This is a genomic window from Labrys neptuniae (assembly GCF_040797145.1).
Taxonomy (GTDB): Bacteria; Pseudomonadota; Alphaproteobacteria; order Rhizobiales; family Labraceae; genus Labrys; species Labrys neptuniae.
Genome location: NZ_JBFNQD010000019.1, coordinates 25588 through 48652 on the forward strand (window position 1 = coordinate 25588; position 23065 = coordinate 48652).

Here is a 23065-nt window from a genome sequence, read left to right on the forward strand (position 1 = left end):
AAATGTCTCTCCATGTCACTTCCTGACACAAATTATCTCATTCGGAAGTATTATCCCCCTGGGTCGTCCGAGTATAAATACGAATTCTTCTGGACAGTGACCGAAAAACCATACTAGTCGGTGAAGGTGAACCCTTGCCCGCGAATGGCATGCAGGGGTAGCAGCATGTTTAGCTTCTTAGCCCTTCGACGCAGGCGACTTACGATGGTATCAAGGTGCGCATAGTTGAAGTCATAGACATCGGCGCCCATGGCTTCGACGAGTACGCTTCGGTCGACGGTGTTGCCGCGCTCCCTGAACAGGCATCCCAGGAGGCGTTGCTCGGAGACCGTCAGGCGCAGGCGATGGCCCAGACCGTCGATGAGCGTCCACCCCCCTTCCACCAGGGCCCATTGCGGAGCGTGAGGGGGAGTCGGCACCCTGCGGTCCCTGTCGACCCGTTTTTGCAGTGCCACCACCGTGGCGGCCAGTTCCCGAACATCGATAGGCTTGACGAGGTAGGCATCCGCACCCTTCTCGAGGCCGGCGACCCGGTCATCGATCGAGCCCCTCGCGGTCGCCATGATGATCCCGACTGGTTGGGATGCCCGCAGATGGGCCGCTATGGACAGGCCGTCTTCATCTTGCAGGCCAATATCCAGGACAACGATCTCGGATGGCATGGCAGCATAGGCCCGATACAGGGCCGCAGCGCTGCCAAGCCCCCGTACGTTCAAGCCCAATCTGGTTAGGCCCGACACCATTTCTTCGCGAAAATCCTCATCGTCATCAACCAAATAAACGAGAGGAGCGATCGCGACATCACCCTGTTTAGCCTCTTTTGCGAACATCAATGCCCCCTCCATGTCGCACTTCCGCAGCATCCGATTCCATCTAATCGTTGCTTTGTCTATCTTGTTTAGTTGTTTTGTGGTGGAAGCCTCATGGGGGCTTTCACTTCAGTCGACGGATGGCGTTAGAGGCGCGGTTTCCCTAAGCGGTCACCTCGCCGTCCTCAATGACCGGAGCGGTGCACTCACCATCCAAGACATCGTTGCAGGACAGTCCGATCTTCAATTCGTTGCCGTCCCTTCGATGCTCACCCAGGGGTATCAGAAAGGTGCGATCTGGGTTCGCTTCTCCCTTGCCGCGCCGGAAGATTCCAGGCAGTGGCTCTTGCAGATCGAAAGGCCCCTGATCGAGCAAGTCGCTGTTTACGTCCCGGATGGAGCCGGGCACTTCGCAGCCGTGCCACCCAGCCGTTTTCACCTGGAGACCGAAGATGGCGTCGACGCCTATTCCGCTGTTTTCCGGATTTCCGTGCCCTCTACTCCGGCCGATTATTACATTCGCCTGCAGTCATCGACCTCGATCACGACCTCACTGAACATCTGGCAGAGATCGGGGTATGAAAAATATATAAAAGTCAATGATTGGATCATCGGCGTTGTGATAGGTTCTATTCTTGCGATGATATTTGCAAATTTGCTATATTATTTTTGGCTTAGGGAAAATCTATTTATAATTTATGCGGCATTGCTGCTGGTGTCGGGTTTAATTAGTGTATATCATATGGGGTATTCGTCCGAGGTATTGGCTTTTTTGGAACCCGCGATTGTACGTAGAAGCTGGGGTGTTATCGTTTGCTTATATAGTATATTCATGATGTTGTTCTTGGAAAAGCTGTTCGAGTTTCGTCAACACTCGATCCTGGTATGGCGCGTCTCTCAAGGCGTTACGCTTCTCAACGTCGCTGCCCTGATATTTGCGCTAGCCGGACACTATGGCGACGTTGGGTTCTTCGTGTCGCGATTGCAGCAAATATCCCTTATTTTTGTCGCTCTATTTGCGCTATATCTCCTCATTCTTCGTCGGGAGTATCAATATCTGTTGTCGGCAGTCGCATTCTTGAGCGTAATATGCCTGCTGTCAGTGATGCAGCTGCAGTATACGGGGTTCAACCCTTTGCGGATTGACGGCTCCTTGGCAAGGCTGCTGGCTGCCGGGACTCTAATTCACCTCGTGCTGCTAAGCGCTGCCGTCGCCAAACGAGCTCAGCTTGCCGAGCGCAACCTGAGTAAGGAAAAGGACCGCGTCATTGTCATGGCGCGGCTCGCCGAGCAGGAGCTGACGATCAAGGTGCAGGAGAGAACCGCGGAGCTTGCGAAAAGCAACGCGTTGCTCAAGGAGGAGATGGATCGGCGCCACCTGCTTGAAATGAAACTCCGACAATCACTTGCTTCCGTCAATGATGCCCTGGCTCGGAAACAGGATTTCATTGCCTTGGCGTCGCATGAGTTTCGCGCGCCCTTGGCCGTGATAGCGGCCACCGCAGAGAATCTGTCGTTCTCCGTCGATAAAGACGCCAATAACATCAGGTTAAGTATCGCCAAGATACGCCGTGCTATCAAAAGGATGTCGATGCTGGTCGAAAACATCCTGGCGGGTGAGAAGCTCTCGGCCGAACAGATGTCGCCCTCGGCGATCGATCTGAACGAGATATTGCATAACGCTGAGGCAGGAATGGATGACGAGAGCGTCAGGCGTGTTTGTTTCATTTCCGGGGAAGGTGCTGTGGTAAATGGGGACCGTAACTTACTGGAGATCGCTTTACAAAATCTGATCCAGAACGCTTTGAAATACTCGGCCGACGATCGTCCGGTCATCGTATCTGTTTCGATCAATGATGGGAGCGCAATCATTGATGTTACCGACAACGGTTCTGGCATATCCATCAAGGATCGCGATTTGATATTCAAAAAATATTATCGTGTCGCGGGCCAGAAGGCGAGCGGCTCCGGTTTGGGGCTCTATATCTCAAGGGAGATCGCACGCCAGCATGGCGGCGACCTCGTGTTGGCCGCGAGCGACTCAAGCGGTTCGACCTTCCGCGTCTCGCTACCGCTCGAAAGAGCGCGCACGGGCAACTCTATATCCGGCCCTCCCGTGTCATCCTGATAGAACACAGGAGCGGTCATCGGGCGACTCAAGAAATTTCGGCGCCGATTCGGATTATGGACAGCCGCGGACCTTCCTTCCGTAACCAAGCAGCCGGTGTGCACTGGAGCGATTCGCCCGGATTGCTGGCTAGCGATGAGCTACCATACGTGGTTTTGAGCCCCTGCATGGGGACGAGTTTGCGACAGAATATTGCGGCGGAGCAGGAGAGCGGCAAGGGAGAGTCAGGCTTGGTCGCTCTACCGTTCGTCTTTGTTGGCATCGTCCGGGAGAATAGCAAAGCATAAATATGGCTGGGCGGTCCTGGAGGCGCCAAGGCCTACATTCAAGCACGATGCTCGTGAAATCAGAGCCATTGCGGGTAGGCGAGCGCGAGGCGAGCAGGCGAACGAGATTACGCTACTGGCCATTGGGATGCTGCGTGAAGCAATCATTGAAGTATCGATGATCGTGGCATCGCTGCGTGCGCCATCAGCCCCGAGCAATCCGACGGTGCTCGTGGCGGATTTACTTTCACACGAGAAAGTCATAATTAACCTAGCGGAAAATTCAAAATATATATCTTTTTACCGTATATTTCGTAAGGCGCGAATTCGTATAACGATTTTAATTTAATCAAATAGGAGATAGGAAATGAAAGAATGTGACAGTAACTGTAATTGTAATACCATTATTTGAATATATAGTCTGTTATTCTCTCTAAAATATAGGATATATGTAGATAGGGTTCATTTTAGCTAATTTTTATACGAATATATATTTTCGATATATTCGCAATATCTTTATGTGGGTGCTGCTTTATTGCGGCAAGTTCAAGGCTGGTTTAGTTGGGTTAATCCGCTAAAGTTCTGTCTGTAGGGTTCGTCGATGTCGGCAGAAAAGGTTAAGCAGAGCGATGTTGCAGTCGCTCCTCTGGTTTATCTTGTCGATGACGACGAGGATTTCCGCGAGGAAATGGTACTCGGCCTATCGAGACTGGGTCTGAACGTACGTGGATTTCCGAGCGCCGGGGCCTTTTACCGCGCCTTTGCCGCCAAGCCATCGCAGGTCGTCATTCTCGATATTGGCCTGGAGGGAGAGGACGGCCTGTCCATAGCGGCTCATCTGCGGGCCTCCCAATCGATCGGGATCATCATGTTGACGGCCCGAGGCTCTATCGAAGACCGGGTTGCGGGCCTGGGCAAAGGCGCGGACGTCTACCTCGTCAAACCCATCGATATCAGGGAGCTCGCCGCCACGGTGGTGGCGCTCAACAATCGCGTCAGCGGGCAGCGCCCCGCCCCGCCACCGCCTCCTGCCCCGCAATGGGCCCTGGTGGAAGGGGGCTGGACGCTCACCGACGGCATGGGCCATCGCCTGCGTCTGACCGTCTCGGAGCAGCGCCTCCTGGGGCGTCTGTTTCGCGAGCGTGGGAATATCGTCGAGCGGAGCGCGCTCGTCGAAGCCATGGGCGCAGACATCTATGACTTCAACTACACGCACCTCGATACCATCATAAGCCGCCTGCGCCGGAGAGCCAGAAAGTCCAACATGGTCCTGCCCCTGCACGCCATTCGCGGGCTGGGCTTTACCTTTGCCGACTAGGTGGCGCATGCCGTCCATAGCGGGCGAAAGTCCAATTTTTAACAATCTGGGGCGAAGGCCGGGCTATTTCATGATGTAGGCAGGTGACGGTGAGTGCATAGATATGACAGTTTCTGAGATTGTAAGGAATACGGATAAAAATATATCCTAATATACAACCTATTTTGGAGTTATGGCCATCTAGCACTAATACAGATCGAACGATCTCGATCATGAAATAGGCAGCAATTTCTGAGAGCTCGAATTCGGCCTGACGGCTGAATTTGAAGAGTACGGTCGATATCAAGGTCTTCGGCGGAAATCGTCCGATCTTGAAAATGTTGTGTGTGTTCAAAATGCGCAGAGCAGGTGCAGAAGTATATCTAAAATTAGATTCTTCGAAAAAGATGTCACTCACAACACAAATACCTCCAGTTCTTACAAAAAATGACGATGCTGACACAACCTTGTGTCGAACAAGAGCATCAGATATGTCGTATATAGGGATCTGTGGGTGCGTAAAGCGTTCAGATAAGTCTTATATTTTTAGAATTTTAGATAATTTAAAATATAAATTCAATGATTTCCGATTAATATATGAATCAGAGAGCGCAGTCGGCAAAATCGCGGGTGAATGGGGGCGGCGGACCGGTATTTCAGGTATATCGGAACGAGTGTTGTGGTTTAGGTACGGGCCTTCCGCGCGAGCCTTCCGAAACGAGCATATACTTAATAGGTATTCTCCTTTCCTGGTCGTTGGGTTTTTTGAGCGCGAGAAATATCCAGATTTACTTATTCGGGCGAAAAGAAGTAATATTCAGATAATGGAATTTTACTTAGAAAGATAAAAATAATTATAGTTTATTTTACTTTTAATCACCGGAGATCGAATCTTAGAGCATAGACGTCGTAGTATAGGTTTTTGACGGGGGCGTGCAAAATGTATGCAATTGATGCGATCGTTGTAGTGTGTCCTCTTGCGCTTTGGCGTGACTGTATTAGTCGCGTTCTCGCTGTCGAATTCCCAAATATCCCAGTCTTGGCATTCTCCGATCTGCGCGAGTGGTACTCAGTTAGCGATTGGCATGGAGATTCTCCATTATTGCTTATATCTGAAGCAAGGGGCGGTATAGATCTGGAAAGCGTTGCGGAGATTCTTGAGCGTAAGCGTGATATGAAAACCGTCGTATTTTCAAAAAACGGTAATATATCCAGAATTCTTGAGGTCATGAGTGTCGGTGTTCAGGCCTATATTCCAAATAATCTTACACTTGAGATTGCGATGAAGGCAATTCATTTGGTTCTGGTTGGGGGCAGCTTTTTCCCCGTTGCTTCTTTCTTTGAAAAGAAAGCTACTCGTGGGGCTGTTCCGGTGGGCCAGGGGCCAAAGGGCGATTTTCGTATCTCCCGGAGAGAGTTGGAGATCATTGCAGGTGTAAGCTGCGGAAGATCTAATGCGTCTATAGCTAAAGCTTTAAATCTAAGGGAAAGCACAATAAAGGTGCACGTTCGAAATATTATGAAAAAGATCGGTGTAAATACCAGAACAGCTATCGCTTATAAATCAGAAGATATATTTCATTCTTCCTTGATTAACGAGGTATATTCTGATCTGGGCGAGGCATTTTTGGAAAGCAAGCGTGGCTGAGCTGCTTATGGCATAATAGGGGTTTTCGGACTTGATGCAGAGGTCTGACATTCGAGAGGTGAGGGGAACCCCACTCTCATGACGGGGCCTGGTTAAAGACGATGCCAGCAGCTTGTTCAGGTCCATCGGTCTACGGTGCCGGGGGGGCATGTCTGTAGACCCGCGGCATCAGACCCGGTTTCGAGGCCGGATCCGGTGCGCTGGAGATATCGTTCGAGACGCATTTGCTTTACTTAACGATGACCTTCGCTCCGATGCGGGTGCGGGTATAGAGGTCGATGACGTCCTCGTTGAACATACGGATGCAACCAGAGGAAGCCTTGGTGCCGATCGTCCAAGGTTCGCTGGTACCGTGGATTCGGTAGAGTGTGTCCTTACCATCGGTATAAAGATACATTGCCCGCGCTCCCAACGGATTATCCGAGCCGGGTGGTATTCGGTTCGGCATTCCGGGAGCTTCGCTTAGCATGTCGTCGGTTGGATACCAGGCTGGCCACTCGGCCTTGCGGGCGATAGTCGCTGTGCCTTTCCAAGCATGGCCGGCCTTGCCGACAGCGATAGCGTAGCGCCGCGCTTTGCCATTTCCCTCAATGTGGTAGAGCTTGCCCGCGCCGGTATCGACGATGATGGAGCCGCGTGCCTCCATGGAAGGATAGTCGACGGTGGTGACGGCGAAATCGGTTGGAAATCGAGCCCGGTTGATCAAGCGCACCGGGAACTGTTCGCCGGAAAATTGTGAGGCGCCGGGCGTTGCCGAATGATCTCTCTGCGCGGATGGCGCACAGGCAAGCAATGCGAGCATGATCGCAACAGAAGGGATTGAGAGAAGGCGAGCTTGCATGAGTTCGGGTGCCCAGTGGATCTGGAGGATAGTTTGGCCGTTCTAAAATGACGTAGGGCGAATTTCAGGTGGGTGATCGGCTCGCTTCATAGCGGTACCATAATATATAAACATTATCTCGAACATTAATGCCATAAAATATAAATGAAAATATAGGGTTTTAGTCGTAGAGAGATTTGAATTTTAACAAATATGGCTTACGCTTCTTCAAACAATTGTTTGGTAATATATGCAACCTCTGTCCGATTTCGCGCTTTGGTCTTTTGCATGATATTGCGAACATGTACCTTCACCGTGTTCACTTTCATGTCCAGTTTCTCGGCAATAACCTTGTTGGATTCGCCTTGTCGCAAGCGCTCGATGATAGCCAGTTGCCTTGCGGTGAGCGGAGTCGGTTTCTCCGGTTGAGCTTGCTGACATGATCGCATGAGACTATCGGCCGGTACAAAGATGCCACCAGCTCGCACAAGGCGAATTGCCCCCACTACGACCTCAAGGTTCGCGTTATCCGGAATATAGCCACGCGCCCCATTCCCTAAGGTTGCAAGGATTGTCGCAGTCGCCGTTACGTGGGAAATGATGATGATCCGGGCACTGGCGGCCACGCCCTGGACGTCGGCCATCAGGCTAGCCGGCTCCCGTTGGTCGGCAATACAGAGCAGAACGATCGGCTCGGCGGAATGGCACCCCGCCTGCTTCCATTCGGAAACCGTCCTATAAGCACTGACGCGAAACTCATTGCAATAACCGGCGAGCGCACTCGATATACAGGTTAAGCCGAGATTGTTTTTATCAATGACAATCAGATCCGAGACAATTTCTTCTGTGACACGCGTAAATTGGCCGTATTCCGTCAGTCTCATTCGCCTTGGCCTATGAATAACCGTTCTATCTCAATCAGATAAGTTCAAATCCCCGGCGGAAGCGCACGTGCCGACCGAGCCTAATCTGCGAAGGTAAAGCCCAGGCCGCGAATTGCATGCAGGGGCGGTGTCATGTTGGCCGTTTTGGCTCTTCGACGCAGACGGCTTATGATGGTGTCAAGTCGCGTATAGTCGAAGTCGTGAACATCCTCGCCCATGGCTGCGACGAGTGCGCTACGACCGACGGTGTTGCCGCGCTCACGAAACAGGCATGCCAAGAGGCGCTGCTCGGACACGGTCAAGCGCAGGCGGTGCCCCAAACCGTCCGTGAGTGTCCAGCCGGCTTCCACCAAGGACCATTGCGGAGCAGGAGGGTTGGGTGGCGCCTTGTGGTGCCTGCTGACGCGATTGTTGAGGGCGACCACCGTGGCGGCGAGCTCCCTGATATCGATGGGTTTGACCAGGCAAACATCCGCACCTTTTTGCAGGCCGGCAACCCTTTCCTCTATTGCCGCCCGGCCTGTCGCCATGATGATTCCGACCGATTGCGAGGACCGCAAATGGGCCGCGACAGACAGGCCATCTTCGCCTTGCAGGCCTATGTCGAGAACAACGATCTGCGATGGCTTGGCTGCATAAGCTCGATACAGAGCTTCTGCGCTGTGAAATCCATGTGCGTTCAAACCCAATCGAGACAGGCCAGCTACCATCTCTTCACGAAAATCCTCATCGTCATCAACAAGATAAACAAGAGGCGTGATTGCAATATCGCTTTTTTTATACTCTTCGGTAAGCATCAACGACTTCCCCCATGCCGCACTTTCACGGTATCCAATCTCCTCTGCGCGCTGTGTTATCTGACGGAGGCTTCTTTGGATCCTCGCCATGCATCGCCTACCATTGCAGCTTGAGCTGGCGATAAAGGCTTCGGCGACGGTTTCGATTCAGTTCTTGCCCAGCAACATGGCGCAATCCTCCCACGCCACCTAAAACGTATCCGCGCGCGATGCAGCACTTGCCCGAAATGACATTGTTGCCCCAGAATTGGTCCAACTATGCATGGAGAAGCGGCTGGGGACATTGGTCACGGTGTGCTCGACATTGCGAACTGCCCATAAGCGACAACGAGCAGGGTGCCGGCCGGTGCCTTTTACTTGGTGGCGAGGCCGTCTTTCACGAGGATAGTCTGCCTAGTCGAGGGAGCGGCGCATCGGATGTTCATCCGATAAACCCTATCTGGACGGCAAATCCGTCGCACCGTTGCAATGATGCAACAGTTGGTCTAGCTAGCGGTAGCCAACAACCATTCTTGTCTCTCTCGCCGCCTCGTCATCCTATGTTAAATTTCGCCGCTTCCACCGAAGACCGTTCCTCGAAAGCCGAAGATCTACCCTCCGCCGAGGAGATATCAGTGCTCATCGGTGCTATCTATGATTGTGCTCTCGACCCAGGTCTCTGGGAGACGATGCTGATTGGCATCAAGGAAATGTTGCGCGCCCACAATGCGTCGCTGACCATGATCGATCTCATCGACGGCAGGGCTTCGCTCGTCAAGACTATTGGGATCGATTCCTATTGGCTGGAGCGCTTTCCGCTCTATGGCGAAGAGATGGCATCCTGGGAGCGGCTGCCGGCCCTCCGCGACATGCCGCTCGACGAACCGCAGGTGTTCTCGCGTCATCTCACCGCGGAGATCCAGTCGCAATCACGTATGCTCAAGGAATGGGGCGAGCCGCAGGGCATCGTCGATTCGATTGGGTTGACATTGATCAACAGCCCGACCCGGCAAGCACATCTTGGTCTCAATCGTCACAGGGATGCCGGCCTTTATACCGATCGTGAGGTGATGATCGGGCGAATATTGGTGCCACATATCAGACGCGCTGTGACGATCAGCGATCTTTTGGACATGAAAACCTTGGAGCAGCAGGCTCTCGGAGCAACGCTCGACAGCGTAACGGCCGGTGTCGTCATCGTTGCGGACGAAGGGCGAATTATGCACGCCAATGAAGCGGCGCGCCGCATGCTCGATGCAAGATTGCCGATCCTGTCGTCCGGCGGATGTCTGACCGCCACGGACTCCCGCATAGCCGAAGAACTGCGCAAGGCCATTGCGGTGGCCCAGGAAGACGAAACGCTGCTCCCGGAGGCAGGGTTGGGTGTACCCCTCGGCAAGGCCGATGAGGGGGCAGCTATCGCTCATATCCTGCCGCTTGCTCGCGGCCAGCGCAGAACGCGACTCGTACCGCAGGCAACCGCCGCCGTCTTCATCGCGCTTGACGCAACCCCTTTGCCGACCGAGCTGGGAGCAATCGCCCGCATGTTCGGATTAACACCCGCCGAGACACGTCAACTCGACCAAATAATGGCGGGGGCGACACTCCGCAAGGCGGCAGCGGCGCTGGAAGTCAGTGAGGCGACAGCCCGAACGCATCGCGAACACATCTTTGCAAAGATGGGTGTATCGCGACAAAGCGATCTCGTTGCGCTTGTGAGGCGTCTCATCCCACCGGTTCGCAGGCCCAACGGCCGATAGCATCAAGGGGAAGGTCGGCGCGCTCGATTATGTGACGTGCTCCCCAAATTTGAACCATCCGGCTGGAGGATTTTCCGGGGCTGTGAGGTGCTCCCCGAATTTGGACCGGCTTGCTGGTCGCTTCCAGGGGGTAACCGGATCATTGCGGGCTGCATTCCGATGCCCAATTTAGGAACGTTATCGGGGCCTAGTATCCGATCGCGCTATAGGTCGTAGCTCGTTATAGCTCCCCTCACCAAGCCTCTACTGTCTCCCGGGCATCGGGCAGGCTCATGAACCAGTCGGCATTGAGGCCTTCCGTTCGAAACTTGCAATTGAAGGATTCGATGTGGCTGCTGTCGCTCGGCCTGCCGGAACGTAAGAAGCCGAGCGTATCATCGTGCTGATAGGTCCACACATCGAGATCGCGGCTAACGAACTCCGTCCTCGGATCGACGCGGATAACCATGCTGACGGCATATATGCTCGAGCGGAGTGACGACGTCCTCACCTTCCTGAAGGCGGCCGACAATTCTTCCTGCACTATAGATACCAAGATCGACGAAAAGCAAACCCCGCGGCTCTACGCGATGATGCAGAAGGTGTTGTCCGATCCCGGATTGTCGGCCTTTAGTGTGGGGAACAAGTACCGCGGCCTTCGCCCCCGCGGCGTGGTTGTCTGAAGTCGTACTTTATGTTGGTGTGTCGAAAGTTCCGATAGAAAGCAGATCCACGATTGAAGCAACTGCAGGGAAGAGACGGTCGTGCGCTCAAACTCGGATCTGCGGGGCTACGCCGCCGTACGGAATAAACCTCTAGAATCATCGGAAAGCAGGATTTCTAGTACGCTGCGATGCGTCTGCAATGATCGCAAGTAATGATTAAATCCCGCCCCCGCAACCAGTTCTGTCATAAGTCGCTCGCCATCTGGGTCTAACCGCCCAGGTGGCGTTTTGCGTTCGCCGTAAGGAAGCAGTAGCTGAAAGCACGAACTCGCAGGCCTCGCTGCTTTCTCACCGCAGGGCGGGGGGCTGATCTGGCTGGAACGATTGCCGTGAAACTGGCAGAGTGAATGAGTGTCGGATCCTGGGCTTGTCGCAGGGCGGACGTTGGATACACCGTGGCCTCATCGCATGAAGTTAGACCTCACTACACTTGACTTCGGCCCTACTACTGGGTGCTCCTCTGACAGTTCGCACAAGCTGCGTGTCGGCGAATCTCCTAGTATTGCCGATTGTTTGTCTAAGCCCGGCCAGAACGCGAGAGAGAATAGCGTTGTGCCGCGCATTTCCTATGGCGTAACCGGGCTGTTTGCGGGCGTCGGTGGCCTTGAGGAGGGATTTCGTCGCGCCGGACATGAAACGGAGATGCTCTGCGAGTACGATGAAGTCGCGCGGCACGTACTCAGCCAAAGATTCAAAGGCGCGATTATTAAGCACGATGTACGGCGTTTGAAGTCTCTTCCCGGTGGTGGGATCCTGACCGCGGGCTTTCCTTGCCAGGATCTCAGCCAAGCTGGGCAGCGGCGCGGAATTGAAGGCCCTAATTCGGGATTGATTGGCAAGGTGCTGGCGCTGTTGCGCAAGGCTGACGTCCCTCCGGCGTGGCTGTTGCTTGAAAACGTGCCGTTTATGTTGAAGCTCGACAAGGGCCACGGCATTCGCTGGTTGACTAAGCAACTTGAGGAAATAGGTTTTAGTTGGGCGTATCGGACGATTGACGCACTCGCATTTGGCTTGCCGCAAAGGCGTCGTCGCGTGTTGCTCCTAGCCTCAATGCAGCATGATCCACGCCCCGTGCTTCTTGGGGAAGATTACGGTAGCGAGAAGAAAGTTGAGCGTGAAGGTCACGCCTGCGGCTTCTATTGGACCGAGGGGAACACAGGGCTTGGATGGGCGATCGACGCGATTCCACCGTTGAAGAGCGGCTCGGCTTTGCACATTCCCTCGCCACCGGCAATCTGGTTGCCCGAGACCCACGCTATCGTGACGCCCGCGATCGAAGATGCAGAGCGGCTGCAGGGGTTTCCTGCTGGGTGGACCAATGTCGACGGCTATGACTCCAAAGCTAGGCGTAGGCGCTGGCGAATGGTTGGTAATGCGGTCAGCGTCAAAATGTCGGAGTGGATTGCCCACCGTCTGGCAATTTCATATCCAGTCCATGAGGCTGGGGCACTCGCCCCGCTGCCAGAAGAAGAGGGATGGCCTAGCGCGGCTTGGGGGCAAGCCAAAGGGGCACGTAGCCGCGTAAACGTCTCGGAATGGCCGGTAAAACAGCCCCGCCAGCACCTAGCGTCATTTTTAGAGTATCCGACAGCACAACTTTCAAGCAAAGCGGCAGGTGGATTCTTGAGGCGACTGACCGCGAGTTCACTTCGATATGACCCCGCATTCCGCGTGGATCTCGAACGCCATGTCGCGCTCCAGAGCAGTTGAGAAACGGCAAGACGCTGTCGCACCGGCAACGCGACAGAGGATGCAGTGCACGGCTCAGCGCGATAATCTATATGAGCGCGCATTGCGTGCCATGCTTCATCGACGCGGCCTTCGGTTCCGAACGCATCAACGTCTTATCGAAGGAACTCGGCGAACGGCTGATTTGGCTTTTTTGGGAGCACGAGTTGCCGTCTTAATAGATGGATGTTTCTGGCATGGCTGCCCGATGCACGGGACCTGGCCAAAAAACAATGCAGCTTGGTGGCGCACTAAGATTGAGGCGAACATCGCCCGCGATCGTGATACTGATATGCGCCTTCAGCGTAGCGGCTGGCAGGTGATACGCGTGTGGGAGCACGAGGCGATTGAGGCGGTAGCAGAGAGGATTGAGCGAATCGTGCATGACCGCAAAAGTGGTCATGCGACGAATATGGCCGAGCGACGGTAGGCGCGAACGCGTCTTGGGGGCAGCCTGCGACACCCGAGAATCATAAGAGTTTGCTAACCGATATGATCGCACTGAGCGTGACCGAAGCATACTCGGCCGAACTCGTGATTGCAGACACCACATTTCTAGCGCTTGCCTCGGTCTAGTCGAGGCGAATGGCGAAGAACGTCCCGTCGGGCCCATTAGCGATCGAGAAAGGCTTCTCGATCGCGATGAGTTGGTCGGTATGATTGGCGAGCGGATCGAACCCATCGCTGCTCGACACCGACCAGGATCCAACCCCCTGATCGAAGAAGATCGTTCCTGATCCGCGCGGAGTCTTGAAGTCAAGGCGCCGACGATGTGGCACGTTCTGGCCGCATGTCAGCTTCGCGCCAGGCCCGATCGTAGCCAATAGGTGTTCGAATATGGCATTGCGATCTAGCTCATCCGGCCAGTCATCCTTCAGCCGCTTGCCAACCCGAGGTCGTCCGTTCTTACGGTTCGCATAAGTCTCAACGTCGATACGCGTACGCGAATCCGCGATCCCGCGAAACATCTCGACGATAAGACGTATGGCGAGAGGGCTAAACAAATACCGGTCCGAATAACGGATTTCAATACAGGGCTCTGCAAAGATCTCGGCGATTGTTGCGTTACGAGTGACCAGTGCTGCTTTGAGCCGCAAGCCGAATCCGGACGCTGGCCCGTCGAGTTCTGTGCCGATCTCAAAGACTGTCTCCCGGACCCGTTCGGCGATCAGTGACGACAGGTCGAGGAACTTGAGTGTTTCTAAGCGATCGTTGTAGGGGCCGCACACAACAGGTGCCCTGGACGTTCCGCCCCACCCAACACCAATTGATCCAGCTAGCAAATCGAATGAGCGCCAAGCTTTAGTCCGCTCATTGCTCACAACGAGCGCTAGAAGGTCCATATGGCTAGCAGGTAATGCAGCGATGCGAGCGCGTGCGCGTTGGATCCAGAGCGCCACGCGTCGGCGCGTCACTGCGTCGGCTCGTTCCAAAGCATCGCGCGGGACCTCGACCACAACGTCGCGATTGCGCCCGCCCCAGCGTTCGACGACCGAGGTCATAGGCCACGCCTCGAAATCCCACTCAACTGGGTCGCCCCGTAATACGACGACTAGTGAAGCATCGGGGTTCGCTGCCATCTGCTCGTCGAGTGCTTGGGCGAGCGGTGCCGGCTCGTAGTGTGTGCCACTACCGAACAGGCGATGCTCGATCGGGAGATCGAGGCGAGTTGTGATCGCACCGAGGAGTGCGAATGCACTGGCACGATCGGTCCCATCCACCACGTGTTGAGCGTCTGGTGCGAGAACGCATCGGGGGCACGCCCGCACGGTTTCCGGCTCGCCGCATCGCCCTACTCGCTCGCAATCGAGAAAAGTGCGTGCCTCCCGAAGCAATGCGACAGGATCGCGTGCGATCGTCGAAGAGAAGCCCGCCCCGCCGCTTGCTCGATCGAATACAACTGCACTCCAATTGGCCGCTCCAAATGGACTGGGAACAGGCGGTGCGGCAAAGCCCATTTCGTCGGCGTCGATACCTAGCCTATCTGCAATGGCCTCGCGCAGTGCGAGTGCGATAGTGAGTGCCACCTCGCGTGAGGTACAATCGTAGAGTTGGACCTCACACAAGTCAGTTCTGATCTCGTGACCGAGCGCTACATTGCGGGTCACCGCATAGGGTGCGAACTCGGGGGCGCCAGTGCAGGTCATCCCGTCGATCGCGATAGGTGCTCCACGTAGCGGTCGATGGCCTGCAAGGCCGGGACCGCCTTGCGCAGTTGGTTCGGCCTCAGCGCGACCGCAATGCAGGCACAAGGCGTAGCCATGACCATAATCGCCTGGATTAAACCAGAAGACCGTGCCGTCTGGGCTAGCGCGTACGCGTCCAACGGTTGGATCGGGGAGCGAACGCCAGATTGCGTGGTGCGTTGATACCCAAGGGTCGACAATTTTAGCAGCACCGACGTTCGAAGGATCGTCATGAATATTGAAACGGACATCGACCGAGAATCCGCCGGGCGCGAGATAGCGAACAAACTCCTGTGCGTCAGAGCCGCATTCCACGCAGGGCGAGCGTTCGAGCGCGGAAGGTTTTGAGGCAAGAGCGCCGCAGGTCTGACACGACCACATAGTGCGCAGGCTCTGAATCTCGCGCAAACCGGCCTGTGAGGCCGGCCGCTGCCAGTTAAGCGTAACTCCAGCGGACTCCCGCACAACACCATCAACGACGATTCCACGACCGGGGGCGTATTCATAAATTCCGACCTCGCGCGAACGCGAGGGATAACCTCGGCCGAAACCCCTTTCAGAGGATTGATTGCCGTCAGCGACGGCAGCGCGATGGCGCGCGGCTTTCTCGCTCGCAGTCTCCGTCACGAACTGAACGATGTCTGTTGGAAAGCCGTAGGAGGGAAGGAAACCGCGCCCTGCTAGCTCACCCAATAGATAGCCACGCTCTAATCGGCTGCGCTGGATCTCCCGCGCACGATTTGCGGCGGCCAGTTCGACGTCGCCCACGCTCGCGTTAGGACTAGCTGACGCAAGGGCTTCCCACTCGGCGCGAATCTCAAAGGTGATGCGCTCTATGCGTGAACGCAAATTCTCCACGAGATCCAGGCCAGGTGAAACGGGGGTGCCAGCGAGCAAGTTGCGTAGTGCCTCTCTGAGCGTTTCGTTGTTATGCATGCGATCTAACCAACCTAGAAAGGTCGTCGCCGGCGTTGGCATGGCATCGATGGCAGGTGCCTCAGCGAGCCCAAAGAACGCGCCGTTGGTGAGTTTGTGGAGTTCGGCACCCGACTCAGCAAGGAATCGAGCGAGCAATAGCGCAGCAGCGTGGCGTGTTGCGATAGTAGGGCTTTCGAGACTAACACGGGGAGTGCGTGCTTGACGATTGAGATAGGCTAATGGGTCGGCAATCGTCATACGATCGAGTGGTTTATCTTTGCAGAGGGTCAGTCCGATAGCAATTGGTTGACGCGCACGCCCGGCACGACCAACGCGCTGTCGATAATTAGCGATTTCGGGCGGGGTATTGGTGTTGAGGACGCCCTCGATACTGCCAATGTCGACGCCCATCTCCATGGTTGTCGAGCAACCCAGCACATTGATACGGCCTTGCTTGAACTCGCGCTCATACCGACGCAGAACTGAACTTGGCTGTTGTGCGGAGTGTTCCGCAGCGCGTAGCCACGGCGAGAGCTTTGCGGCTCGGTCGTTCTGATCTCCCCATCGGCCAGCTTCACGCAGGCGTGCGACGCGTTCGTCCTCTCGCAGCCAGGAATCGAGTCGAACTTCATCGACAGTGCGGCCGCTTTCGTCACGTCGCCAAACGAAGGGAAGAAGTGGCATGACGATTGGTTCGGCGACTGGGTGGGTACCACCGTCATCATACGGGCTTAGTCCTTTGAACGTTGTGTCGAGCACACGGCGCGCAGTAGGGCACCAGAAGGCATTTTCTACGCGCGCGACGGCGAGGTCGCCGAGCCGCATCCGGAACCCATTATCAGTTGCTACCATGTAGCGCCGGAGCGCGATCCAGGCATCGTCGAACAGGGAGTTAACCTGGTCTCGATCGGAACTTGCCGTTGGATCTAGCTTCAACGCTTGAAAGACGAGCCGCACGATGCGGGTGAGGCGTGCTCCATAGGGATTGGGCCAGAGGCGAACGTAGCGGCTTGAGCGCTGTCCGGGCGCCCACGGAATGATCTCGATATGACTTTGTCGGCGGTCGATCCAGTTCAGCCACCAGCGATCGAAATGCAGTGCAACGTTGGTGCGAATGAAATGGGTGACGATTAGCCTCAAGAGGTCGCGCCAGTCGGCTAGGGATAAATTGGCAGCGCGTGCGGAGGCAGGAAGTAGGATGTTCGCATCGTCGATGCCCGGTAACTCATAACGAAATAGCCCAAGTGTCTCTGCCGAATTTGCGCGTACTGGTCGGCGCATCGCCTCGCGGTAGAGGAGAAACTCAGCGAGAGTTTTGGGATCTTCGAAGCGGGAATCACGATTAGTTGCTGTCCAGAGCGCTCGTAGGAACGTGTTGACTGTAGTGTGAAGAGCGAAATGCGTAACTAGTTCAGACCATGGCCGCGCGGTGGTCCCTATGAGAGCTGCCCGGTTCCTTTCAAGCCCTTCAAGGATCGCGGTATAGGTCGTGTCGCTGGGAAGCATGCGTAGCTTCGCGATTTGCTCGTCGAGCTTGGCGATCTCTGTGGGGTCACTAACAGGCCGCTCCTGGACGAAATGGTAGACGAACCCCCGGACAAAACTCCGCTCGGATGCAATTTGGATGTTTGCGGCGTGGCGTGCGGTCCCTTGTCGTGCGTCGGTGAAGGTAATAAGGCGTCTGCCGTTGCTGGGGAGCTGCTGATCGCCATGAGGCTCAGGTGAGAGGTCAGCGAGAAGCCCCGGCGTGATCTGCGTCATTAGAAATGGGGCGCCCGCATTAGCGGGACGTAGCGCACCGCGGGCAGGATCGAAATTCCCGGGTGCGTTCCCGCAACCGCAGCATGCCGAGAGGTCAGCCGACGCGCCAAATACAATTGCATCGCCCTCGCAGTCGAGTACGCCGGTCTCACGCTCAAGCGCAAGGCGACGTAATCCTGCCCGGAATGGCAAATAAAGATAGCGGCGCGAGACGCGAGCAGGAGCGATCGGCTCCGAGGATTGTGGCTCTAAGTCTTCCGCTTCGTCGTCGGCAGTTTCCCGCTCCAACGACTGTTCGAACTCATCGATTTCTCCAGCGCCGCCCCACGCCGCGATCCGCGATCCGCCGTCGACTTCCTCTGCACGTAGTGCGCCGTCGCCGCACAACGTGCACACTGCCCACTCAAGGATGATGGATTTGCAGTGGGGGCAATTCTCATGCTGTTCGGAGAAAACCGCGCCGTAGGCCCAGTCTGACGTGCTGTCTCCAGCCGGTCTGCCGGTGCAGGCAGGATTTACGCAGGCCCACACGCCGGGAAGCGTGCGATGGAAGAAATGGACGCGTGTCGGCAAGATCGAATCTTGGCCTGACTCTACCATGGCCTCGGTTGCATTGGGGTCACGTGCTCTTGCGGCTTCGACGAGCAGGCGTGAAGGTTTCACGTCGGCGTCTGCAATCGTCTGTGCGACTTGCGACCATTGGCGCCAACCGAACAGACCGCCGCCCCGCAATGCCTCACGGATGTTGCGGAGTGCTGGTGAAGCGGCCAGGCGAGTTCCGCTCTCGGTCGCATCGAGCTCGGCCAGCGCGTCAAGTGCAACCGGTTCCTCTTCAAATGCTGGGGCAGGTGGGAGCGGCGCGCGTTTACCTTCAATGACGTGGATCCGATCTTCAGGGATGCCTGACAGATCGCGAAGGAAGCGCGCGAGCTCGTCGCGAGCGTTGGGGCCGCCAATTGTCGCCGAGGTTGCGACAAAACGTAAATCTTTGGGTTCTCGTCCAAATGCCAGCGCGACGCGGCGCAGGAGGAGTGCAATTTCAGCTGCTTGGGCACCCATGTAGGAGTGGGCCTCATCGAGCACAACGAAATCAAGTGTGCCTTGGGACGCTGCCAGAATAGGGCTGTCGTTCTGGCGGATAAGCATATATTCCAGCATCGTGGCGTTGGTTACGAGCAGAGGTGGCGGCGAAGTACGCAGCGCTACGCGATCACCAACCCGCCATGGCGATTCGCGGCGTGTCACTGCGCTTGCTGTCTCGGGCGTTTCGCCATTGTAGAGTGCGTAACGAATTTTTCCACCGAATGGTGCGAACCAGCGCGCGAGGCGCTCCTCTTGACTGCTTATCAGCGCGTTAAGTGGGTAAAGCATGAGTGCGCGAACCCCCTCAAGCGAGCGCCTTCCACCATCGGACAGACGTATTAGGCGATCAAAGATCGGTACAAGGAAGCATTCAGTCTTGCCCGAACCAGTGCCGCTTGAAACAATTACTGATGCTGGGGTCGGAGCGGTTAGTATCTCCCATGCTGCAGCTTGGTGAGCATAAGGAGGATGAGAGACCGACCTCAGGGCCGTGACCGTTCGCGGATCGAGCACGGAGGTGGGAAGTCCATCCCATCCTCCCTCTACCGGCAACCAAGGGAATGCGCCTTCGACATACGGTTCAGCGAGTAGCGATCCGGGCTCACCGGCGGACGCTCCCCAAGTGTTGCGAAGATACTTGGCGAGTGTCCGCGACTTGGGCCTTAACATGCCGAGGATAGCATCGGCTGCTTGCTCAGGAAGGCGCGTAATCATGCGTTCGAAATCGATCATGCCGCCGTTCCTTTTGTGCGAGTGATTTTGTGCAATTTTTGGTTTATGCGCATGGGAACGATCACCTCGAAATACTCCGGATCGTAGAGCGCTGCGTCACGACAACGCATAAGTTCTATCCGTGAAAGAGAGCGGATACCGGCCGCGTGATCTGCAACCGCGAAGGGTGCTGCAATCACCCCCGCGAATCTAGGGTCGAAGGCTTCCCACTGTGTGCGTTGTGCGGTGAGCGTCTCGTCCGAGAGCGTGCTGCTCGGTGGGTGGTCGCGATCGGCGTGACGTGTGATCATTCGACCGATCTCAGTGCGTGCATCAATCCGATAGGCAGGCAGCGGGAATGTCGGGGTTATTCCGCTCATTGCCAAACCGGACGCTACCATCGACAAAACCACGGCACGCACATGCCCAGCGAGTTCGGGTCGCAGGTTGGCGGTCTCACTAAGTGCAGTCATTATTAGGCGATTGGCGACGTCGAGTTCGATTCCAGCGGCGCCGAGTCGACCACGTATTGTCTCAAGCCGTGTCTCGAAGGACACCAGCCAAGCTTCTATGGTTGTGGCGCACCACAGGAATGGCAAGTCGCGCTGTAGGTTGAGGAGCGACGCGCGCTCCTCAAGACTATCACAGGCCGCGAACAGATGGACTGCGGTCGCGGGTGCTCCATCGAGCGTGCGAAGCCCGTCTATGCTCGACAAAGGTAGGTTTTCGCGTCGTGCGAGTACAAGGAGTTCGATCAGCGCACGAACGTCTTCGCGTGGCATCTTCGCTGGATTGGCGTAGAGGTCTGCAAAGGCGCGGGAGCGCGCCGGAATGGCGTCATTCGAGACCGCACGAACCAGAGGCGTGGCTCCCTTGGGGGGCGCCTTGCCAGCGGGGACGATGCGAGGGCGGACGATTTCTCCGGTCTTGCGATTGCCGAACACGAGCCAAGGTCCATTTGGTAGCTCAACTTCGAGTTCGGCGCGCATTGCTGACTGGCTCGCCGGTGCCACGACCGATCGGACGCCAGCTGATGCATCGATGAGTGAGACAGCGCGCAGATTGAGTGCGTTGATCGATGCAAGCGCTGCAAACGCGCTACTCCGCGGGACGGCGAACGGATCCACATCTTCTACGTACCAACGCACTTCGGCTAGATGTTCGCTCGCACCGACAGCAGACAGGACGACGCTTGCATCAAGGGTTGTTGAGCGACCAAGCAACTGGCGGATCGTGTCTCGGAGCGCTGAAAGGGGGACATTGCCGGTTATCGGACGCGAGATAGCCAGCCGAGATACGTCCTGCGCGCGCAGTTCCATGCAGAGAGCGACTTCGCAAGTCGCTAAGATTCTGATCCCGCCGAGTCCGTCGAGTGCGAAGCCCGCTCGCGTGTTAATAAGCCTGTCGTGCTCATCAACTAGCCGGAGCTCGTATCTGGGGTCGGAGAGAGTCAGACTAATCTCGGTCTCCCAACGCACGCGTATGGTTATAACAGGTGTTCCGGTTGGTGGGCCGAGGTCAATCACATTGAGCCCGTGCGCATGACGGACCTTCAGTTGCCCAGCGCCGGTCGCCGCGACCATCGTTGTTTGAAGTCCAGATATCCGTAACTCACGTTGTGTGCGGTCGAACGCGATCTCCATACTGGCTGGTACAACGTCGGCCGGAATAGCGTAACGGATCTCTCCTTCCTCAATTACGGCGATTTCGATTGCACCAATGGGCGCCGCGTTGCGCAATGAGCGCCACGGTCCACGGCGACGTGGGCGCCAGGCGAGCGAATCCTGCCGTGGCGCGATAGTGTAGCCATCCTGCTCGATCCAGAGACGTGGCATGCCGCGATAGACGGTCTCGCGTATGTTCGCGACGAGGTCGCCCACCAGTATCGGCTGAGCTTGAAGGTTGCGCTCTGCCTTGGTGCGCCAACGCCAACGCGCGCCGTCGCCTTCGAGTGTTGCTGTGCCCTCGAACAGGACAATCCTGCGGCCCGATGTTCTGCAGATCCCGATGTCCTGTGGGGCATTAGAGAACACAATCAATGGCAGGATATTGGGCTGCACTGCGAGTGCGAGCATGGGCTTGCTTGTCTGGCAAGACGAACAGCCGATTGCGCGCAGAACGCGGGGATATTGTGCTTCGTCCAATTCGATGACATCGAGAGCGATAACAGGCGAATCGAGCGCCTGCCCGCCTGATGGAACAAATTCGCCGATGGCAGTGTGACCAGCTTGTGCGAAAAGTCGTACCTCGCGTTCGAGCGCGAGCTCGACGTCGAACTTGGTTACGAAGGGGCGCAGCTCATGGATCTCGTCATCTTCGCCCTTATAAGTCTCAATAGCTGCGATGGCGGTAAGTTCTTCAGAGTGGGGGATGCGTGGAAATATTCGAAGTCGGCGCCCCTCGCTGAGGGCCTGGGTGATCGAGGGGGGAACACGGTGTATGTCTAGAGTGCCGGTGAGAACGAGCGAAGCGTGCGCTGTCCATTCATTCTTATCAGTATTGACAACCGTTCGCTCCACGTCGAGCGCTGAGGTGCCCCCTTCTCGGAGCCGCACCATGCGTTCGACGAGTGTGCGTATATCGTCCTGATCAACGTCAAAGGGTAGGGCATCTCGCCAGCTTGGGGTGCACCCGTCAAGGAACGCGACCGGATCCCCGTTGCGTGCCTCAGTAGGGATCGTTGCACGGAGAGCGACGATCGCGCGACATAGCTCGATCGCCGGTTCAACGAGAGCTTGGGCGAGCCGGTCGGATACGCGCCAAGCTTCCACGCCTACCGCCTGATCGACCTGAAAGCCGCGCTCGGCGCTCAACACTGCATGCTTGAGCCATGCGGAGATTCGGGGATCTTCGCGAACGGCAGCGACCGGAAACCCACTTTCGCGGACGATCGCGAGCAACCTCTCGCCACTATTCGGCAAAGGACGTCGCCATATGAGAAGGCCTCGTTGGACGAGATCCTCGACGTCGCTATATTGTACGCGGCGACCCTGGCCATAATCTAAACCGATGCTGCGCAGTGGCCGGATCCAGTCCCAATGCCCGCCGCCGCGTTCGCGACGGAACCACTCGGAAATATACGCGACGATCAGTGCAGCACCTGTTCGGTCGCTAAGCGCGTTAAGACCGTGGCGTCGAAGAAGCGCAGCCGTGTGGTTATATTCGTCCTTGGTAAAACGGTAGGCGTAAAGTGGTCGGCGATCAGGCGTGTCAAGGCCACGCGCTGCGAGCAGATCGCTAAAGCCGTTGATTAGCTCTGACCGACTCATCAAGGTATTTCCCCCCCTGAAACTACATACTGCGCAATTTGGCGTGGAAGAAAAGTCCCAACGCCCACAGGTCGTTCGAGGGTTGTGCTTTAATGGGAAGGTTGTGGTGCCTGCGAATATTAAACAAAAGATCTGGATCAGTCTCCCTCAACGATTCCCAGACCGGTGACATGCCACGCACGTCCACCTCAGTTCGCATGATAGAAGGGAGTGGCGTTGACTGAAGTGGTTCTGACCAGAATCAGAAGTGCCTTCTCGATGCCTAAAAAGCTTCAACACTCTCCGTCGCGACAGTCAAAAGATTAGAACTTCAATCT

At 56.1% G+C, this 23065-nt stretch carries 14 protein-coding genes; 7 read left to right on the plus strand and 7 right to left on the minus strand.

What is annotated here, in order from left to right; all coding sequences use genetic code 11:
* Positions 1-113: 113 nt before the first annotated feature.
* A complete protein-coding gene (locus tag ABXS05_RS30480; protein ID WP_367626520.1) occupies positions 114-830 on the minus strand; it encodes a response regulator transcription factor in 717 nt (238 codons plus the stop codon).
* Positions 831-843: 13 nt separating this feature from the next.
* On the opposite strand from ABXS05_RS30480, the gene ABXS05_RS30485 reads away from it, so the two are divergent.
* From ABXS05_RS30485 to ABXS05_RS30495, 3 genes are all read left to right on the plus strand, one after another.
* Positions 844-2937, plus strand: coding sequence for a sensor histidine kinase (locus tag ABXS05_RS30485; protein ID WP_367626490.1), 2094 nt, complete (start codon positions 844-846; stop codon positions 2935-2937).
* Positions 2938-3804: 867 nt separating this feature from the next.
* Positions 3805-4521 (plus strand): response regulator transcription factor, encoded by a 717-nt coding sequence (locus tag ABXS05_RS30490; RefSeq protein ID WP_311935571.1) that lies wholly within the window; start codon positions 3805-3807, stop codon positions 4519-4521.
* A gap of 919 nt (positions 4522-5440) precedes the next feature.
* Complete coding sequence (locus tag ABXS05_RS30495) at positions 5441-6148, plus strand: response regulator transcription factor (RefSeq protein ID WP_367626491.1); 708 nt, start codon at positions 5441-5443, stop codon at positions 6146-6148.
* A gap of 229 nt (positions 6149-6377) precedes the next feature.
* Here the strand turns inward: ABXS05_RS30495 and ABXS05_RS30500 are convergent, their stop codons facing one another.
* The 3 genes from ABXS05_RS30500 to ABXS05_RS30510 all read right to left on the minus strand — a co-directional run bounded on the left by ABXS05_RS30500 (position 6378) and on the right by ABXS05_RS30510 (position 8649).
* Positions 6378-6950 (minus strand): L,D-transpeptidase, encoded by a 573-nt coding sequence (locus ABXS05_RS30500; protein WP_311935567.1) that lies wholly within the window; start codon positions 6948-6950, stop codon positions 6378-6380.
* 236 nt (positions 6951-7186) lie between these two features.
* Positions 7187-7852, minus strand: a complete 666-nt coding sequence (locus ABXS05_RS30505) for a LuxR C-terminal-related transcriptional regulator (RefSeq protein WP_367626492.1) — start codon at positions 7850-7852, stop codon at positions 7187-7189.
* Positions 7853-7932: 80 nt separating this feature from the next.
* Positions 7933-8649, minus strand: a complete 717-nt coding sequence (locus ABXS05_RS30510) for a response regulator transcription factor (RefSeq protein WP_311935563.1) — start codon at positions 8647-8649, stop codon at positions 7933-7935.
* Positions 8650-9263: 614 nt separating this feature from the next.
* On the opposite strand from ABXS05_RS30510, the gene ABXS05_RS30515 reads away from it, so the two are divergent.
* A complete protein-coding gene (locus tag ABXS05_RS30515; RefSeq protein ID WP_367626493.1) occupies positions 9264-10388 on the plus strand; it encodes a helix-turn-helix transcriptional regulator in 1125 nt (374 codons plus the stop codon).
* A 232-nt stretch (positions 10389-10620) separates the two neighbouring features.
* On the opposite strand, the gene ABXS05_RS30520 is transcribed toward ABXS05_RS30515, so the two are convergent.
* Positions 10621-10836, minus strand: a complete 216-nt coding sequence (locus tag ABXS05_RS30520; RefSeq protein WP_376717727.1) for an integrase core domain-containing protein — start codon at positions 10834-10836, stop codon at positions 10621-10623.
* Here ABXS05_RS30520 and ABXS05_RS30525 point away from each other — a divergent pair.
* The 3 genes from ABXS05_RS30525 (at position 10835) to ABXS05_RS30535 (ending at position 13250) form a co-directional block, all read left to right on the plus strand.
* On the plus strand, positions 10835-11050 hold the full coding sequence (locus tag ABXS05_RS30525; RefSeq protein WP_311940313.1) for a hypothetical protein: 216 nt from the start codon (positions 10835-10837) through the stop codon (positions 11048-11050). The genes ABXS05_RS30520 and ABXS05_RS30525 overlap by 2 nt on opposite strands.
* Before the next feature lie 594 nt (positions 11051-11644).
* On the plus strand, positions 11645-12802 hold the full coding sequence (locus ABXS05_RS30530; protein ID WP_367626494.1) for a DNA cytosine methyltransferase: 1158 nt from the start codon (positions 11645-11647) through the stop codon (positions 12800-12802).
* On the plus strand, positions 12780-13250 hold the full coding sequence (locus tag ABXS05_RS30535) for a very short patch repair endonuclease (RefSeq protein ID WP_367626495.1): 471 nt from the start codon (positions 12780-12782) through the stop codon (positions 13248-13250). The genes ABXS05_RS30530 and ABXS05_RS30535 overlap by 23 nt, the downstream gene beginning before the upstream one ends.
* Before the next feature lie 142 nt (positions 13251-13392).
* On the opposite strand, the gene ABXS05_RS30540 is transcribed toward ABXS05_RS30535, so the two are convergent.
* Together ABXS05_RS30540 and ABXS05_RS30545 are read right to left on the minus strand one after the other, a co-directional pair.
* Positions 13393-19500, minus strand: coding sequence for a DEAD/DEAH box helicase (locus ABXS05_RS30540; protein WP_367626496.1), 6108 nt, complete (start codon positions 19498-19500; stop codon positions 13393-13395).
* The gene (locus ABXS05_RS30545) at positions 19497-22748 is read right to left on the minus strand and encodes an STY4851/ECs_5259 family protein (RefSeq protein ID WP_367626497.1); all 3252 of its coding nucleotides are present in this window, start codon (positions 22746-22748) and stop codon (positions 19497-19499) included. The genes ABXS05_RS30540 and ABXS05_RS30545 overlap by 4 nt, the downstream gene beginning before the upstream one ends.
* Between the last annotated feature and the right edge of the window lie 317 nt (positions 22749-23065).

Excerpts from the sequence above, each read along its gene's own strand:
- ABXS05_RS30480 (WP_367626520.1), bottom strand. The coding sequence starts at position 830 with ATGTTCGCAAAAGAGGCTAAACAGGGTGATGTCGCGATCGCTCCTCTC.
- ABXS05_RS30485 (WP_367626490.1), top strand. The coding sequence starts at position 844 with ATGTCGCACTTCCGCAGCATCCGATTCCATCTAATCGTTGCTTTGTCT.
- ABXS05_RS30490 (WP_311935571.1), top strand. The coding sequence starts at position 3,805 with ATGTCGGCAGAAAAGGTTAAGCAGAGCGATGTTGCAGTCGCTCCTCTG.
- ABXS05_RS30495 (WP_367626491.1), top strand. The coding sequence starts at position 5,441 with ATGTATGCAATTGATGCGATCGTTGTAGTGTGTCCTCTTGCGCTTTGG.
- ABXS05_RS30500 (WP_311935567.1), bottom strand. The coding sequence starts at position 6,950 with ATGCTCGCATTGCTTGCCTGTGCGCCATCCGCGCAGAGAGATCATTCG.
- ABXS05_RS30505 (WP_367626492.1), bottom strand. The coding sequence starts at position 7,852 with ATGAGACTGACGGAATACGGCCAATTTACGCGTGTCACAGAAGAAATT.
- ABXS05_RS30510 (WP_311935563.1), bottom strand. The coding sequence starts at position 8,649 with ATGCTTACCGAAGAGTATAAAAAAAGCGATATTGCAATCACGCCTCTT.
- ABXS05_RS30525 (WP_311940313.1), top strand. The coding sequence starts at position 10,835 with ATGCTGACGGCATATATGCTCGAGCGGAGTGACGACGTCCTCACCTTC.
- ABXS05_RS30520 (WP_376717727.1), bottom strand. The coding sequence starts at position 10,836 with ATGGTTATCCGCGTCGATCCGAGGACGGAGTTCGTTAGCCGCGATCTC.
- ABXS05_RS30535 (WP_367626495.1), top strand. The coding sequence starts at position 12,780 with ATGTCGCGCTCCAGAGCAGTTGAGAAACGGCAAGACGCTGTCGCACCG.
- ABXS05_RS30540 (WP_367626496.1), bottom strand. The coding sequence starts at position 19,500 with ATGATCGATTTCGAACGCATGATTACGCGCCTTCCTGAGCAAGCAGCC.
- ABXS05_RS30545 (WP_367626497.1), bottom strand. The coding sequence starts at position 22,748 with ATGAGTCGGTCAGAGCTAATCAACGGCTTTAGCGATCTGCTCGCAGCG.